The sequence below is a fragment of the Microcella sp. genome, assembly GCF_051860105.1.
GTDB lineage: Bacteria > Actinomycetota > Actinomycetes > Actinomycetales > Microbacteriaceae > Microcella.
Genome location: NZ_JBHYEO010000002.1, coordinates 45,467 through 59,509, shown reverse-complemented (window position 1 = coordinate 59,509; position 14,043 = coordinate 45,467). Strand labels below are relative to the sequence as shown.

The following is a 14,043-nucleotide window of genomic DNA, read 5'->3' as shown; positions in this document are numbered from 1 at the left end:
AGGTACCCCGGAGGCCCCATGTCGATCGCCGCACCGCTCGTCGAGCTCGACGCGGCCGCGCGTGCCGCCGTCGAGCAAGCGATCGAGCTGTTGCGGGGTCGCCGCGTGGCCGTGCTGACCGGGGCCGGCGTGAGCACCGACTCGGGCATCCCCGACTACCGCGGCGTCGGCGCGCCCGTGCGCACGCCCATGACCTACAGCCAGTTCCTCGCCGACGAGCCGTATCGCAAGCGCTACTGGGCCGGCAGCCACCTCGGCTGGGAGCGCTTCGCGTCGGCAGGCCCGAACGCGGGCCACCGCACGCTCGCCGACCTCGAGCACGGCGGCGTCGTGACGGGCGTCGTGACGCAGAACGTCGACGGCCTGCACGTACGCGCCGGCAGCCGCCGCGTCGTCGACCTGCACGGCAGCATGGACCGCGTCACGTGCCTGCACTGCGGCCAGACCTTCGACCGCGGCGCGATCGCCGAGCGCATCGCGCGTCTCAACCCCTGGCTGAGCGACGCCGAGGCGACGATGAACCCCGACGGCGACGCCGAGGTGGCCGACGTCTCGCGGTTCCAGGTGCCCGAGTGCTCGGTCTGCGGCGGCACCCTCAAGCCCGACATCGTGTTCTTCGGCGAGTTCGTTCCGCCCGTGAAGTTTGAAGAGGCCCGCGGCATCGTGGCGCGATCGGATGCCCTGCTCGTGCTCGGCTCCTCCCTCGTCGTCAACTCGGGCATCCGGCTCGTCGGCCTCGCCGCCAAGAAGCGCATCCCCACGATCATCGTCAACCGCGGCGAGACGAAGGCCGACGCGCGTGCCGCCCTTAAGATTGACGCGGGCACGACGGAGACACTGGCCGCGTTCAGCGCCGCTCTGCTGCCCTGATCGGCCTTCGATCGTCGAGGGCCCGCTGAAGGGAATCCTCATGACGGTGTTCGCACTCGTGCGCCACGGCGAGACCGACTGGAACCGCGAGCGGCGCATCCAGGGCTCTACCGACATCCCTCTCAACGACACGGGGCGCGAGCAGGCCCGCGCAACGGGTGCTCTGCTCGCCAGCCGACGCTGGACGGCTCTCGTCGCCTCGCCCCTCTCGCGCGCCGCTGAGACGGCGCGGCTGATCGGCGAGCACGTGGGCCTCGGCGAGCCGGAGCTCGAGCAGCGTCTCGCCGAGCGCGACTACGGCGAGGCCGAGGGGCTCACGGGTCCTGAGATCGACGCGAAGTTCCCCGACGGTGCCGACGTGCCCGGTCGCGAGCCGCGCGAGGCCGTCGCGGAGCGTGCTGTTGCCGCCCTGCACGATCTCGCCGCGCGGCACCCTGGCGAGGCCGTGATCGTCGTCGCGCACGGCGGCGTCATCCGCAGCGTGCTCGAGACGGTCGCGCCCGGCCGGCATCGCGAGCCGATCACCAACGGCTCCGTGCACTCGTTCCGCCACGCCGACGGGGCGATCGAGCTCGTCGCCTTCGACGACCCCATCGACGAGCAGTCGATCTTCCCGCTCGCCGACGACTTCGAGCAGCAGAACCGCCTCGCCGAGCGCGAGCGCGAGGGCCGCTGATGGCGAGCGGGCCCGAGCGCTTCCTGACCGCGACGGCGCACCTGCCGATCACGCCCCAGCGGATGCCCGACTCGACCCACACGGCCGCCGAAGCCGCGGCCGCCGTCGGCTGCGCGGTCGGCGCGATCGTCAAGTCGCTCGTCTTCGTCGCGGTGCACAGCGATGACACGCGAGAGCCCGTGCTCGCGCTCGTGTGCGGCGACAACCGCGCCGACCTCGAAGCCCTCGCAGGCGTGCTCGGCGCCCGCATCGAGAAAGCCGACGCGAAGACCGTCAAGGAGACCACTGGATACTCGATCGGCGGCGTTCCCCCGCTTGGGCATCCGGCCCCCGTGCGCACGGTCGTCGACCGCGACCTCCTGCGCTTCGAGACGGTGTGGTCAGCCGCGGGGAGCGCCTACGACGTCTTCCCGGCGACCCCGCAGCAGCTCGTCGAGTGGACGGGCGGCGAGCTCGCCGACATCGGCACTCGTTAGCGACGGCCCAGCGCGGCCTGCTCACGCAGCAGCTCGAGCAGCACCGCGGCCGACCGGCCCCAGTCGAAGCGCGCCGCCTCGGCGGGGGCGGCGGCCGAGCGGCGCTCCCACTCCCCCGGCGCCAGCAGCTCGGTGATGCGGGCGGCGAAGGCCTCCGCATCCCCCGCCGCCGCATACAGCGCCGTGTCTCCGCCGATCTCGCGGAAGATCGGGATGTCGCTCACGACGACGGGCGTGCCGCGCCCCATGGCCTCGACGAGCGGGATGCCGAAGCCCTCGTCGCGCGAGGCGGTCACGAGCGCCGTCGCGCTGTCGAGCAGGCTGGCGTACTCCTCATCGCTCACGCCGTCATGCACCACGAGCGACCCGTGCGGCACCGCCGCCTCGAAGCGCTCACGGTCGGCGGGGCGGATGCGGCTGAGCAGGTGCAGCCGCGCGCCGGGCAGGTGGTGCAGCGCCGCGGCGAGCGTGTCGACGCCCTTGTAGGGCATGAACGAGCCCATGTAGACGAGCTCGATGCTCTCGGGACGGGTGCGCGGAGCGACGAATGCCGGCCGGTCTGCGGCGTTCGGTACGACCGTGATCGAGCGACGGGTGAGCCGGTGCTGCCGCATGAGCGCGCGCGTTGTCTCGCTCACCGTGACGACGGCGTCGGCGCGGTTCAGCAGCAGCCGCTGCGGCCACCACGCCAGGTGGTACAGCCGCCACCCGAGGCGCACGGCCCAGGGCAGATCGCGCGGCGGCGTGGGATGCGCGTAGTAGATGAGGTCGTGCAGCGTCAGCACGAGCGGGTAGCGCCGCCCCAGCGCCCCCATGGTCTGCATGGGGCTGAAGACGATGTCGGGGCGCACGCGATTGACCTGGCGGGCCACGAAGGGCTCACGCGGGCTCGTGGGGCCGCTCACGCGGTGCCAGGGCACCCCAGCGGGCAGCATGGCGAGCTGCCGCTCATCGCTGATCAGCAGCTCGAGCGACTCGCCGGGAGCGAGCAGCGGGCGCAGGGCATCCACGAGGCCCGCCGTGAATCGGCTGATGCCGTCGTGGCGCGGAAACCGCACGTAGCGGCAATCGACGACGATCTTCACGCGCTAGGCCAGGAACTCTCGAATGGCGGCGGCCGCCTCGACCGGCTTCTCGTAGTGCACGAGGTGGCCGACGCCCTCGATGATCTCGAGGCGGGCATCCGGGAACAGCGTCACGAGGTGCCGCTGCGCCTCCAGCGGCGTGATGTCGTCCTCGTCGGCGACGATCAGCAGTGTGCTCGGGGCGACGTCGGCGGCGTACTCCGAGACATCGTGCGAGACGGATGCCCGGAACGCCTCGAGCAGGCTGTCGCGATTCGCGAAGGCCGAGAAGTAGCGATCGTGCTCCTCGTGGATCCAGCGCAGCAGAGCCTTGTCGTCGGTCTTCGCCATCGTCACGCTCATGATGCGCGTGACCAGGCGGCTGCGCAGCACCGCGAAGCCGAGCGCCTCGGGCAGGGCGGCGCCCGCGCGGTAGAAGCCGACGGCGAGGCGCGTGAGCACCCCGCGCGGCCCCGCGAGCGCGTTCTGGCCGATGGGGTTCACGAGCACGACGCGCGGCGTCGGAACCCCGCTCGCCACGGCCGCTGCGACGACGATCGAGCCGAAGGAGTGGCCCAGCAGCACGGCCGTGCCGTGCACGCCCGCCGCGTGCAGGAAGGCGTCGAGCCAGGCGACGTAGCCCTCGATGTCGTGCGGCCGGTCGGCGAGCGGCTCGCTCGTGCCGAAACCGGGCAGGTCGGGAGCGAGAAAGCGGATGCCCGGCAACTGCGCCACGACCGGCCCCAGCCCGTGGTGGTCGCCCCGGAATCCGTGCACGAGAACGACCGTGCGGTCGGCGTCGAGCGGCCCGTACTCGACCAGGTGGGTCGAGACCCCGAGCACCTCGAGCGTGCGGTCGCGGGCGGGGATGCGCGCGAGGGCGTCGGCGTACGGAGAGGGGGCGGTCATCGTGATTAGTCTAGGCAGGTGTCGTTCACCGCCCCCATCACCCTGCCCGGACTCGCCCTCGACCCGCAGTGGCATCGCCGCAGCGTCTTCTACGAGGTCATGGTGCGCTCGTTCATGGATTCGAACGGCGACGGCATCGGCGATCTCGCCGGGTTGATCAGCAAGCTCGACTACCTGCAGTGGCTCGGCGTCGACGCCCTCTGGCTTCCGCCGTTCTTCCAGAGCCCGCTGCGCGACGGCGGCTATGATGTCGCCGACTACACGGCCGTGCTGCCCGAGTTCGGCACGGTCGAGCAGTTCCGCGAACTCGTGACGAAGGCGCACGAGCGCAACATGCGCATCGTCATCGACCTCGTCATCAATCACACGAGCGATCAGCACCCCTGGTTCCAGGCCTCGCGCGAAGACCCCGAGGGGCCCTACGGCGACTACTACGTGTGGAGCGACACCGACGAGAAGTACGAGAACGTGCGCATCATCTTCGTCGACACGGAGGAGTCGAACTGGGCGTTCGACCCCGTGCGCCGGCAGTTCTACTGGCACCGCTTCTTCTCGCACCAGCCCGACCTGAACTTCGAGAACCCGAAGGTGCACGACGAGATCTTCGACGTCGTGCGGTTCTGGGCCGACCTCGGCGTCGACGGCTTCCGGCTCGACGCGATCCCCTACCTCTACGAGTCCGACGGCGGTTCGGGCGAGAGCGAGCCCCCGACGCACCACTTCATCGCGAAGCTGCGGGCGATGATGGACCGCGAGTACCCCGGCCGTGTGCTCATCGCCGAGGCGAACCAGTGGCCCAATGAGGTGGCCGAGTTCTTCGGCACCGACGAGAGACCTGAATGCCACATGGCCTTCGACTTTCCCGTCATGCCCCGCATCTTCTACGCCCTCCGCTCGCAGCAGGCGACCGAGCTGCAGCGCCAGTTGAGCGAAGAAGTCGCGGCCCCCGAGGGCAGCGCGTGGGGCGTATTCTTGCGCAACCACGATGAGCTCACGCTCGAGATGGTGAGCGAGGAGTACCGGCAGGCGATGTACGGCTGGTACGCCTACGACCCGCGCATGCGCGCCAATATCGGCATCCGCCGCCGTCTCGCTCCGTTGCTCGACAACTCGCGGGCCGAGCTCGAGCTCGCACACGCGCTGCTGTTCAGCCTGCCCGGCAGCCCGTTCCTCTACTACGGCGACGAGATCGGCATGGGCGACAACATCTGGCTGCCCGACCGCGACAGCTCGCGCACGCCCATGCAGTGGACCCCCGACCGCAACGCCGGCTTCTCGCACGCCGACCCCGGCAAGCTCTACCTGCCGGTCGTGCAATCGCTCGTCTACCACTACAACCAGATCAACGTCGAGAGCCAGCTTGCCCAGTCGCGCTCGCTGCTGCACTGGATCCGCAATGTCATCCACGTGCGCAAGGCCCACCCGACCTTCGGGCTCGGCACGATGCGCGTGCTCGAGACCGACAACGAGTCGGTGCTGGCCTTCGTGCGCGAGTACAGCGGCACCGGCACCCACCTCGGCGATGCGCCCGAGCGCATCCTGTGCGTGTTCTCGTTCGCCCACAACCCGGTCGCCGCCCGCATCATCGCTCCCGGCCTCGAGGGCGCCGAGCTCCGCGACCTGTTCGGGGGCGCGCCGTTCCCGTCGGTCAACGACGACGGCAGTGTGACGCTCACGATGGGCACGCAGAGCTTCTACTGGCTGCACGTCGGCGACAGCGTCGTCGGGGCTGAGGCCTAGGCTGGCACGCGTGACCCTGCTGCAGCGCGACCTGGCCGTCTTCGACCTCGAGACGACGGGGGTGGATGTTCGCACCGCGCGCATCGTCACCGCCTGCATCGCCGTGCTCGACGCCTCCGGCGCGTTGGTATCTCGCCGTGACTGGCTCGCCGACCCCGGGGTCGAGATCCCGGAGGGTGCCGCGGCGATCCACGGCATCACGACGGAGCGCGCGCGGGCCGAGGGCCGCCCGGCCGCCGAGGTCGTGGCCGAGATCGTCGCCGAGCTCCGTGCCCAGTTGAGCGCGGGGCTCCCCCTCGTCGTCTACAACGCCCCCTACGACCTGTCGCTGCTGCGGTTCGAGGCCGAGCGGCACGCGGTCGCGCCTCTCGTCGACCCGGCTCCCGTCGTCGACCCGCTCGTCATCGACAAGGCCGTCGACCGCTACCGCAAGGGCAAGCGCACGCTCGAGGCCGCCGCCGCCCACTACGGGGTCGCCCTCGACGGCGCGCACGACGCGGGCGTCGACGCGATCGCGGCCGGCCACGTGGCCCGTGCGATCGTCGAGGCGCACGCCACGAAGGTGCCCGCGACGCTCGACGAGCTGCACTCCCAGCAGGCGGCGTGGCACGAGCAGCAGGCCAGCAGCTTCGAGGACTACATGCGCACCCAGCACGACCAGCACTTCACGGCCGATCGCGGTTGGCCCGTTCGGCACTGACGCAACGACCTCGAGGTCTGCCACACTGCCTGCATGACCGGCACGGCATCCATCTCGGTGAGTGGGCTCACGAAGCGCTACGGCGACCTTCTCGCCGTCGACGAGGTGTCGTTCGATGTGCAGGCTGGCAGCGTGTTCGCGTTTCTCGGCACGAACGGAGCGGGCAAGTCGACGACCATCGGGTGCATCACGACCCTGCTGTCCTACGACGCCGGAGTGATCGTCGTCGACGGTTACGACGCACGCCGAGACCCCGACTCTGTGCGGGAGCACATCGGCGTGGTCTTTCAAGACTCGATGCTCGACGCGCCCCTGACAGCTCGCGAGAACCTCACCACCCGAGCCCGCTTCTCCCTCGTCGATCGTTCGCAGATCGCGGCTCGCGTCGCCGAGCTGTCCGCTCTCATCGGCCTCGACGACTTTCTCGACCGCCGGTACGGATCCCTCTCGGGCGGTCAGCGCCGACGGGTCGACATCGCGCGTGCGCTCCTCCACTCGCCCTCGATCCTCTTCCTCGACGAACCGACGGCGGGTCTCGATCCCGCGAGCCGGGCGATCGTGTGGTCGACCATCAATGACCTGCGCGACGCGCACGGCTTGACGGTGTTCCTGACGACGCACTACATGGAGGAGACCGAGAACGCCGACCAGGTGAGCATCATCGAGCGCGGTCGGGTCATCGCGCACGGCTCCCCCGCACTGTTGCGGGCGCGGCACAGTTCGAGCGTGCTCTCAGTCGTCACGCGCGATCGGGCGGCGTTCGCAGCCCTGGCGTCGACGCGCGGGTTCAAGGTGCGCGAGCGCGGCGAGCCGCTCGAGGTGCGGGTGCCTGACGCTGCGGCCGCCCGAGGCCTGATCGTCGACCACGCCGACGACCTGCTCGACTTCGAGTTCCGACACGGATCGATGGACGACGTCTTCATCGCGCTCACGGGGCGCGAACCCGATCGAGGGAACGGCTGATGCGTCTCGTCCTCACGATCACGGCCCGCAACCTGCGTCTGTTCTTCCGTGACCGGGCCGGAGTCGTCTTCTCGCTGATGGGGGCGCTCATTGTCTTCCTTCTCTACGCGCTGTTCCTCTCCGACCTCCAGGTGCGCTCGATTGCGGCGTCCTTCCCTGACGCCGATCCCTCCGACGTCCGCGCATTCGTCGACACCTGGATGTTCGCGGGCATCATCGCCATGACATCGATCACGACGTCTCTCGGTGCGCTGGCGGTGTTCGTGGAGGATGTCGCGTCCGGCCGGTTCCGCGACTTCATGGTCTCGCCGATCCGCCGGTGGCAGCTCGTGCTCGGCTACCTGCTGGCCACCGTGGTCGTCGCACTCGCGATGACGACGGTGGTTCTCGTGGTGAGTATCGCGTACCTGTTCCTGCTCGACGGCGTGGTGATCGGCGTGCTCCCGCTCGCCATAACGATGGTCTGGATCGCCGTCTCGTGCGTCGCTTTCGCAGCGCTCTGGGCATTCGTCGTCTCGTTCATCCGAACGACGGCGGCGTTCTCGGCCCTCGCGACGGTCATCGGCACGCTGATCGGCTTCCTCGCCGGCGCGTTCATCGCCATCGGGCTGTTTCCGGCGGTCGTTCGCGACGTCGTCAATGCGCTGCCGTTCGCGCAGTCCGCGATGCTCATGCGGCAGCAGTTCACGGAAGAGAGCCTCCGTGCCCTCGTCGGCGATCAATTCGAGGCGATCGCACCGCTCAGCGAGTTCTACGGCATCACCGCCGTCGTCGGGGGCACTGTCGTTCCCGTGCCCCTCGCCGTCGCGCTTCTGCTCGTCTACGCCCTCGCGTTCACGGCGCTCGCGTCCTGGCGCATCCGTTCGCGGCTCGAATAGCGCGCCCGAGACGACGAAAGGCCCCGCTGATCAGCGGGGCCTTTCGTCGTGGCGCAGGGTTACTGGCCGAAGTTCTTGAAGCGCTGGTTGAACTTCTCGACGCGACCGGCCGAGTCCATGATGCGCTGCTTGCCCGTGTAGAACGGGTGCGAGGCCGACGAGATCTCGACGTCGATGACGGGGTAGGTCGTGCCGTCGAGCTCGATGGTCTTGTCGCTCGTGACGGTGGAGCGGGTGAGGAAGGTCTCGCCCGAGGCCAGGTCGCGGAACACGACGGCGGCGTACTCGGGGTGGATGTCAGTCTTCATGAGCGGATTCCTTGAAAGTTCGTGATGGGCGCACGTCACGCGTGCGCGACGAAGGGCCACGAGGCCCAGCGGTCAAGAATAGCAGAGGCCGGCCGAGTCGAGCGGCTCAGGCCGCCCGTGCGGCGAAGCGGTCGCCGTCGCGGGCGACCACGAGGTCGAGGCCGAATGCGTCGGTCAGATGCTCGCTCGTGATGACCTCGCCGAGCGCACCCGACGCGGCGATCTCGCCGCCCCGCAGCAGGAGGGCGTGGGTGAAACCGGCCGGGATCTCTTCGACGTGGTGCGTGACCATGACCATCGCGGGAGAGCTCGGCTCGCTCGCGTAGGCGCCGAGCAGCTGCAGCAGCTCTTCGCGCGCGCCGAGGTCGAGACTGGCAGCGGGCTCGTCGAGCAGCAGCAGCTCGGGGTCGGTCATGATCGCTCGGGCGATCTGCGCGCGCTTCTGCTCGCCGTCGCTCAGCGTGCCGAAGAGGCGGTCTTCGAAACCATCGAGGTGCCACTCGCGCAGCACGCGCTGCGCGCGGCGGACATCCACTTCGTCGTACTCCTCGTTCCAGCGCCCGGTGACCGAGTAGGAGGCCGTCATCACGACGTCGAGCACGCGCTCATTGCCGGGGATGCGGCGCGCGAGAGCGGTCGAGGCGAAACCGATGCGCGGCCGCAGCTCGAACACGTCCGTCGCCCCCAGCTGCTCGTCGAGCACGACCGCGCGACCCGAGCTGGGGTGCAGGAACGAGGCGGCGACCTGCAGCATGGTCGTCTTGCCGGCCCCGTTGGGCCCGAGCACGACCCAGCGCTGGTCGGAGTTCACCTGCCAGGTGACATGGCTGAGGATGGCCGAGCCATCGCGGGTCAGAGAGACATCGTCGAACTCGAGAAGACTGGCCATGGTCCCTCCAGCCTAGAGCACCGGCGCGGTGCCGATCAGAGCAGGAGACCCCGATAGAGCTCCGTCGTGCGGGCGGCGATGCGATCCCACGAGAACATCTGCTCGGCGCGAGCACGACCTGCGGCGCCCATGGAGAGGGCCGCATCGCGGTCGCTGACGACCTCGGTGAGGATCGCGGCGAGATCGGCGATGAAGCGCTCCGGGTCGAGGGGCGTGCCTGAGCCATCGTGCACCTGGTCGATCGGCACGAGGCGGCCCGTGACGCCGTCCTCCACCACCTCGGGGATACCGCCCGTGTCGGTGCCGACGACCGCCACTCCGCACGCCATGGCCTCGAGGTTCACGATGCCGAGCGGCTCGTAGACGCTCGGGCACACGAACGTGGTCGCGGCCGAGAGCACGGCCGACAGCTCGAGGGGCGAGAGCATGCGCTCGATCCAGACGACGCCCGTGCGCTCGGTCTGCAGGGCTGCGACGCCGTTCTGCACCTCGCGCAGGATCTCCGGCGTGTCGGGGGCGCCGGCGCACAGCACGAGCTGCACCTCGGGCGGCAGACGGCGGGCCGCCTGCAGCAGGTACGGCAGGCCCTTCTGCCGCGTGATGCGGCCGACGAACACGACCGAGGGCCGATCGGGGTCGATGCCGAGTGCGCGCACGGCATCGTGATCGATCGTGCGCTGCCAGCGCTCGAGGTCGATGCCGTTGTGGATGACGGTCACCCGCGACTCGTCGATCTCGGGGTAGTAGCGCAGAATGTCGCGCCGCATGCCGTCGCTCACGGCGATCACGGCATCCGCCGATTCGAACGCGTTCTTCTCGATCCAGCGCGAGACGCGGTAGCCGCCTCCGAGCTGCTCGGCCTTCCACGGGCGCAGCGGCTCGAGGCTGTGCGCCGTCACGACGTGTGGGATGCCGTGCAGCAGCTGGGCGAGCTGCCCCGCGGCGTTCGCATACCAGGTGTGCGAGTGCACGATGTCAGCGCCGTCGACGTCGTCCGCGATCGCAAGGTCGACGCCGAGGGTCGCGAGGGCGGGATTCGCCGAGCTCAGCGTGCCCGGCACGAGGTACGCGTGCGTGTCGGCCTCGTTGCGCGGGGCGCCGAAGCAGCGCACCCGCACGTCGAGATCGTTGCGCAGCGCACGCACCAGTTCGGCGACGTGCACCCCCGCTCCCCCGTAGACCTCGGGCGGATACTCACGGCTGATCACGTCGACGCGCATGCGCACGACGCTAGTACAGGCGAGCCTCTATCACCCCACCGGCTGCTCGCCTAGTGTGGGGCCATGTCGACTCCCAAGATCTTCGGAATCGTGCTCGCCGGCGGTGAAGGCAAGCGGCTCATGCCCCTCACGGTCGACCGGGCGAAGCCCGCGGTGCCTTTCGCCGGCGGCTACCGGTTGATCGACTTCGCCCTCTCGAACCTCATCAACTCGGGGCTGCGGCAGCTCGTCGTGCTCACGCAGTACAAGAGCCACTCGCTCGACCGGCACGTGTCGCAGACGTGGCGCCTGAGCGGCATGCTCAACGCCTACGTCGCCTCGGTTCCCGCCCAGCAGCGCCTCGGCAAGCGGTGGTTCTCCGGCTCGGCCGACGCCATCTTGCAGAGCCTCAACCTGATCCGCGACGAGAAGCCCGACATCGTCGTCGTGGTCGGCGCCGACCACGTCTACCGCATGGACTTCCGGCAGATGATCGACGCGCACATCGCCAACGGCGCCGGCGTGACCGTCGCGGGCATCCGGCAGCCGATCGGGCTCGCCGATCAGTTCGGCGTCATCGAGACCGACCCCGCCAATCGCCAGCGCATCGCCGCGTTCCACGAGAAGCCCACGAACGCGGTCGGTCTGGCGGATGCTCCGCACGAGATCCTCGCCTCGATGGGCAACTACGTGTTCGATGCCGATGTGCTCGTCGACGCCGTGACGCGCGACGGCGACGACCCCGACAGCGACCACGACATGGGCGGCGACATCGTTCCCGCCTTCGTCCGCGAGGGCAAGGCCTTCGTCTACGACCTCAACCTCAACGAGGTGCCCGGATCCACCGAGCGCGACCGCTTCTACTGGCGCGACGTGGGCACGATCGAGTCGTTCTTCGATGCTCACCAAGACCTCATCTCGGCCCTGCCCGTGTTTAACCTGTACAACACCGAGTGGCCGATCTACTCGCAGCAGCTCAACTCGCCGCCGGCCAAGTTCGTGCGCGACGCGGCAGGGGTGACCGGCAACGTCATCGATTCGATCGTCTCGCTCGGCACGGTGATCTCGGGCTCGCACATCGAGCGCAGCGTGCTGGGGCCGTGGGTCACCATCGAGTCGGCGACGATCACCGACACCGTCGTCTTCGAGCGCACCGTCATCGGCGCGGGCGCGGTCGTGCGCAGGGCTATTCTCGACAAGGAGGTCGTCGTGGCCCCCGGCGCCCAGGTCGGCGTCGACCACGACGCCGACCGTGCTCGCGGCCTGACGGTCACCGAGACGGGCATCGTGGTCGCCGGCAAGGGCGTCCGCATCGAATAGTCGTGCGGCTGAGGTCGCCCCGAGCAGCGCAGGAGCATCCCCGCCCATGGCCGCCGTTCTCGTCGTGCTCGACGTCGACTCCACGCTCATCGAGAACGAGGCCATCGAGCTGCTCGCCGACGAGGCGGGCTCCCTCGAACAGGTCGCGGCGATCACCGAGCGGGCCATGGCGGGCGAGCTCGACTTCGCGGACTCGCTCGCCCAGCGCGTCGCGACCCTCGCAGGGCTCGATACCGCAGCCGTGCAGCGTGTCGCGCCGCGCATCGAGTTGACGCGCGGCGCGCGCGAGCTCGTGGCGGGCATCCACGCCGCCGGCGGGCGGGTGGGTGTCGTGTCCGGGGGCTTCCACGAGCTGCTCGACCCGATCGCGGCCGACCTGCGGCTCGATGCCCACCGTGCGAACCGGCTCACCGTCGCCGACGGCCGCTTCACAGGAACCACGACCGGACCGGTCATCGATGCGGCCGCGAAGGCGGATGCCCTGCGCGAGTGGGCGCACCACTTCGACGTGCCCCTGCATCGCACGGTCGCGGTCGGCGACGGGGCGAACGACCTCGCCATGATGGCGACCGCCGGGCTGGCGATCGCGTTCGACGCGAAGCCCGTCGTGCGCGCGGCGGCGCACGTGAGCCTGCCCGAGCGCGACCTCTCGGCCGTGCTGTCGGTGCTGGGACTGCGCTGACCCGACGGCCGGGACGGCCGTCGGCGCTGGCGTCGCGGCGACGGCCAGAAATGGCCGTCGCTGTCAGCTCCAGCGCGGGTTAGTGCCCCATGCCGAGGCCGCCGTCGACGGGGATGACGGCGCCGCTGATGTACGCCGCGTCGTCGCTCGCGATCCACGTGACGACCCGCGCGACCTCGAGCGGCGTCGCGAAGCGGCCCGCGGGGATCGACTGCTGGTAGGCCTTCTGCTGGTCCTCGGGAAGCGACGCGGTCATGTCGGTCTCGATGAAGCCGGGAGCCACGACGTTGGCCGTTATGCCGCGCCCGCCGAGCTCGCGCGTGAGCGAGCGCGCCATGCCGACGAGGCCCGACTTCGACGCGCTGTAGTTGACCTGGCCGGCCGAGCCGTAGAGCCCGACGACGCTCGAGATCAGGATGATGCGGCCGAACCGCGCCTTCAGCATGCCCTTCGAGGCGCGCTTCACGGTGCGGAACGCCCCCGTCAGGTTCGTGTCGATGACGTCGGTGAAGTCGTCCTCCGACATGCGCAGCAGCAGGGTGTCGCGGGTGATGCCGGCGTTCGCCACGACCACCTCGACCGGGCCGAGCTCGGCCTCGACAGTCGTGAAGGCCGCGTCGAGCGATGCCGCATCGGTGACATCGGCGATGACGGTGAGCGCGCCCGCCGGCCCGGAGCCGGAACGGGCGGTGACGGCCACCTTGTGGCCCTGGGCCACGAACTCCTCGGCGATCGAGAAGCCGATGCCGCGGTTGCCGCCGGTGACGAGAACAGTGCGCTGAGAGGTCATGGCTCCCCAGCATATGCGCAACGTCGCGGGCTACCATCGCCCTGTGTCGAAGCCGCAATCCAGCGCCATCACGAGCCTGCCGACGTCTCCCGATGAGGAGCGCCGGGCTCGCATGGTGAAGTACGCCGCCGCGATGGGCGTGCGCATGGTGTGCATCGTCGCGTGCTTCTTCACCCCCGGCTGGTGGCTGCTCGTGCCCGCGCTCGGCGCGATCGCGTTGCCGTACTTCGCGGTCATCGCCGCCAATACCGTGGTGAACAAGGGCGGTTCCCGGGTCGAGCGGCCCGGAGCGCTGCTGCCGTACCGCACCGAGCCCTTCTCGAAAGACTCCGTGTGATCGACCTCCCGGGTTCGATCTCGAGCGTTCGCTGCTCGCGGGCAGGATGCCGCGCGGAGGCGACGTGGGCCGTCAACTGGCGCAACCCCCGCATCCACACGCCTGATCGTGTGAAGGTGTGGCTCGCGTGCGATGAGCATCGCGACTACCTGTACGACTACGTCGACGCCCGCGGGTTCCCCGTCACGATCACCCCGGCCGGCGTGGTCGTCGAGCGGGTGCCCGAGCCGGGAGAATAGCTC

17 protein-coding genes are annotated in these 14,043 nt (G+C 69.8%); 11 read left to right on the top strand and 6 right to left on the bottom strand.

Annotated features, from left to right (window positions below; all coding sequences use genetic code 11):
• Nucleotides 1-18: 18 nt before the first annotated feature.
• Genes ACTIE9_RS01385 through ACTIE9_RS01375 form a run of 3 tightly spaced genes read left to right on the top strand, consistent with a single transcriptional unit; the run spans nt 19 to nt 2,022 of the window.
• Entirely contained in the window at nt 19-870 is an 852-nt protein-coding gene (locus ACTIE9_RS01385; protein ID WP_439563786.1) for a Sir2 family NAD-dependent protein deacetylase, read from the top strand.
• A gap of 40 nt (nt 871-910) precedes the next feature.
• Complete coding sequence (locus ACTIE9_RS01380; protein WP_439563785.1) at nt 911-1,546, top strand: histidine phosphatase family protein; 636 nt, start codon at nt 911-913, stop codon at nt 1,544-1,546.
• Entirely contained in the window at nt 1,546-2,022 is a 477-nt protein-coding gene (locus ACTIE9_RS01375) for a YbaK/EbsC family protein (protein ID WP_439563784.1), read from the top strand. The genes ACTIE9_RS01380 and ACTIE9_RS01375 overlap by 1 nt, the downstream gene beginning before the upstream one ends.
• Here ACTIE9_RS01375 and ACTIE9_RS01370 read toward each other — a convergent pair.
• Nucleotides 2,019-3,107, bottom strand: coding sequence for a glycosyltransferase family 4 protein (locus tag ACTIE9_RS01370; protein WP_439563783.1), 1,089 nt, complete (start codon nt 3,105-3,107; stop codon nt 2,019-2,021). The two genes, ACTIE9_RS01375 and ACTIE9_RS01370, sit on opposite strands and share 4 nt — an antisense overlap.
• A 3-nt stretch (nt 3,108-3,110) precedes the next feature.
• Nucleotides 3,111-3,995, bottom strand: coding sequence for an alpha/beta fold hydrolase (locus ACTIE9_RS01365; RefSeq protein WP_439563782.1), 885 nt, complete (start codon nt 3,993-3,995; stop codon nt 3,111-3,113).
• 18 nt (nt 3,996-4,013) lie between these two features.
• Here ACTIE9_RS01365 and treS point away from each other — a divergent pair, with 18 nt between their 5' ends.
• The 4 genes from treS to ACTIE9_RS01345 are packed head-to-tail and all read left to right on the top strand — an operon-like array spanning nt 4,014 to nt 8,276.
• Entirely contained in the window at nt 4,014-5,735 is a 1,722-nt protein-coding gene (treS, locus tag ACTIE9_RS01360; protein WP_439563781.1) for a maltose alpha-D-glucosyltransferase, read from the top strand.
• A 10-nt stretch (nt 5,736-5,745) separates the two neighbouring features.
• On the top strand, nt 5,746-6,435 hold the full coding sequence (locus ACTIE9_RS01355) for a 3'-5' exonuclease (protein ID WP_439563780.1): 690 nt from the start codon (nt 5,746-5,748) through the stop codon (nt 6,433-6,435).
• 33 nt (nt 6,436-6,468) lie between these two features.
• On the top strand, nt 6,469-7,398 hold the full coding sequence (locus tag ACTIE9_RS01350) for an ABC transporter ATP-binding protein (RefSeq protein WP_439563779.1): 930 nt from the start codon (nt 6,469-6,471) through the stop codon (nt 7,396-7,398).
• On the top strand, nt 7,398-8,276 hold the full coding sequence (locus ACTIE9_RS01345; RefSeq protein WP_439563778.1) for an ABC transporter permease: 879 nt from the start codon (nt 7,398-7,400) through the stop codon (nt 8,274-8,276). The genes ACTIE9_RS01350 and ACTIE9_RS01345 overlap by 1 nt, the downstream gene beginning before the upstream one ends.
• Nucleotides 8,277-8,335: 59 nt before the next feature.
• Here ACTIE9_RS01345 and ACTIE9_RS01340 read toward each other — a convergent pair whose 3' ends face one another.
• The 3 genes from ACTIE9_RS01340 to glgA all read right to left on the bottom strand — a co-directional run bounded on the left by ACTIE9_RS01340 (nt 8,336) and on the right by glgA (nt 10,693).
• Entirely contained in the window at nt 8,336-8,584 is a 249-nt protein-coding gene (locus tag ACTIE9_RS01340) for a type B 50S ribosomal protein L31 (protein WP_439563777.1), read from the bottom strand.
• Between the two features lie 106 nt (nt 8,585-8,690).
• Nucleotides 8,691-9,473: an ABC transporter ATP-binding protein gene (locus ACTIE9_RS01335; protein ID WP_439563776.1), complete on the bottom strand. Its 783-nt coding sequence runs from the start codon at nt 9,471-9,473 to the stop codon at nt 8,691-8,693.
• Between the two features lie 35 nt (nt 9,474-9,508).
• On the bottom strand, nt 9,509-10,693 hold the full coding sequence (gene glgA, locus ACTIE9_RS01330) for a glycogen synthase (protein WP_439563775.1): 1,185 nt from the start codon (nt 10,691-10,693) through the stop codon (nt 9,509-9,511).
• Nucleotides 10,694-10,756: 63 nt separating this feature from the next.
• Here glgA and ACTIE9_RS01325 point away from each other — a divergent pair, with 63 nt between their 5' ends.
• Together ACTIE9_RS01325 and serB are read left to right on the top strand one after the other, a co-directional pair.
• A complete protein-coding gene (locus tag ACTIE9_RS01325; protein ID WP_439563774.1) occupies nt 10,757-11,992 on the top strand; it encodes a glucose-1-phosphate adenylyltransferase in 1,236 nt (411 codons plus the stop codon).
• Nucleotides 11,993-12,038: 46 nt separating this feature from the next.
• A complete protein-coding gene (serB, locus tag ACTIE9_RS01320) occupies nt 12,039-12,674 on the top strand; it encodes a phosphoserine phosphatase SerB (protein ID WP_439563773.1) in 636 nt (211 codons plus the stop codon).
• A gap of 79 nt (nt 12,675-12,753) precedes the next feature.
• Here serB and fabG read toward each other — a convergent pair whose 3' ends face one another.
• The gene (gene fabG / locus ACTIE9_RS01315; RefSeq protein WP_439563772.1) at nt 12,754-13,464 is read right to left on the bottom strand and encodes a 3-oxoacyl-ACP reductase FabG; all 711 of its coding nucleotides are present in this window, start codon (nt 13,462-13,464) and stop codon (nt 12,754-12,756) included.
• A gap of 43 nt (nt 13,465-13,507) precedes the next feature.
• On the opposite strand from fabG, the gene ACTIE9_RS01310 reads away from it, so the two are divergent.
• Both ACTIE9_RS01310 and ACTIE9_RS01305 read left to right on the top strand, forming a co-directional pair.
• Complete coding sequence (locus ACTIE9_RS01310) at nt 13,508-13,801, top strand: DUF3099 domain-containing protein (protein WP_439563771.1); 294 nt, start codon at nt 13,508-13,510, stop codon at nt 13,799-13,801.
• The gene (locus ACTIE9_RS01305) at nt 13,798-14,040 is read left to right on the top strand and encodes a hypothetical protein (RefSeq protein ID WP_439563770.1); all 243 of its coding nucleotides are present in this window, start codon (nt 13,798-13,800) and stop codon (nt 14,038-14,040) included. The genes ACTIE9_RS01310 and ACTIE9_RS01305 overlap by 4 nt, the downstream gene beginning before the upstream one ends.
• Nucleotides 14,041-14,043 lie beyond the last annotated feature (3 nt).

Excerpts from the sequence above, each read along its gene's own strand:
- ACTIE9_RS01385 (WP_439563786.1), top strand. The coding sequence starts at position 19 with ATGTCGATCGCCGCACCGCTCGTCGAGCTCGACGCGGCCGCGCGTGCC.
- ACTIE9_RS01380 (WP_439563785.1), top strand. The coding sequence starts at position 911 with ATGACGGTGTTCGCACTCGTGCGCCACGGCGAGACCGACTGGAACCGC.
- ACTIE9_RS01375 (WP_439563784.1), top strand. The coding sequence starts at position 1,546 with ATGGCGAGCGGGCCCGAGCGCTTCCTGACCGCGACGGCGCACCTGCCG.
- ACTIE9_RS01365 (WP_439563782.1), bottom strand. The coding sequence starts at position 3,995 with ATGACCGCCCCCTCTCCGTACGCCGACGCCCTCGCGCGCATCCCCGCC.
- ACTIE9_RS01350 (WP_439563779.1), top strand. The coding sequence starts at position 6,469 with ATGACCGGCACGGCATCCATCTCGGTGAGTGGGCTCACGAAGCGCTAC.
- ACTIE9_RS01345 (WP_439563778.1), top strand. The coding sequence starts at position 7,398 with ATGCGTCTCGTCCTCACGATCACGGCCCGCAACCTGCGTCTGTTCTTC.
- ACTIE9_RS01340 (WP_439563777.1), bottom strand. The coding sequence starts at position 8,584 with ATGAAGACTGACATCCACCCCGAGTACGCCGCCGTCGTGTTCCGCGAC.
- ACTIE9_RS01335 (WP_439563776.1), bottom strand. The coding sequence starts at position 9,473 with ATGGCCAGTCTTCTCGAGTTCGACGATGTCTCTCTGACCCGCGATGGC.
- glgA (WP_439563775.1), bottom strand. The coding sequence starts at position 10,693 with ATGCGCGTCGACGTGATCAGCCGTGAGTATCCGCCCGAGGTCTACGGG.
- ACTIE9_RS01325 (WP_439563774.1), top strand. The coding sequence starts at position 10,757 with ATGTCGACTCCCAAGATCTTCGGAATCGTGCTCGCCGGCGGTGAAGGC.
- serB (WP_439563773.1), top strand. The coding sequence starts at position 12,039 with ATGGCCGCCGTTCTCGTCGTGCTCGACGTCGACTCCACGCTCATCGAG.
- fabG (WP_439563772.1), bottom strand. The coding sequence starts at position 13,464 with ATGACCTCTCAGCGCACTGTTCTCGTCACCGGCGGCAACCGCGGCATC.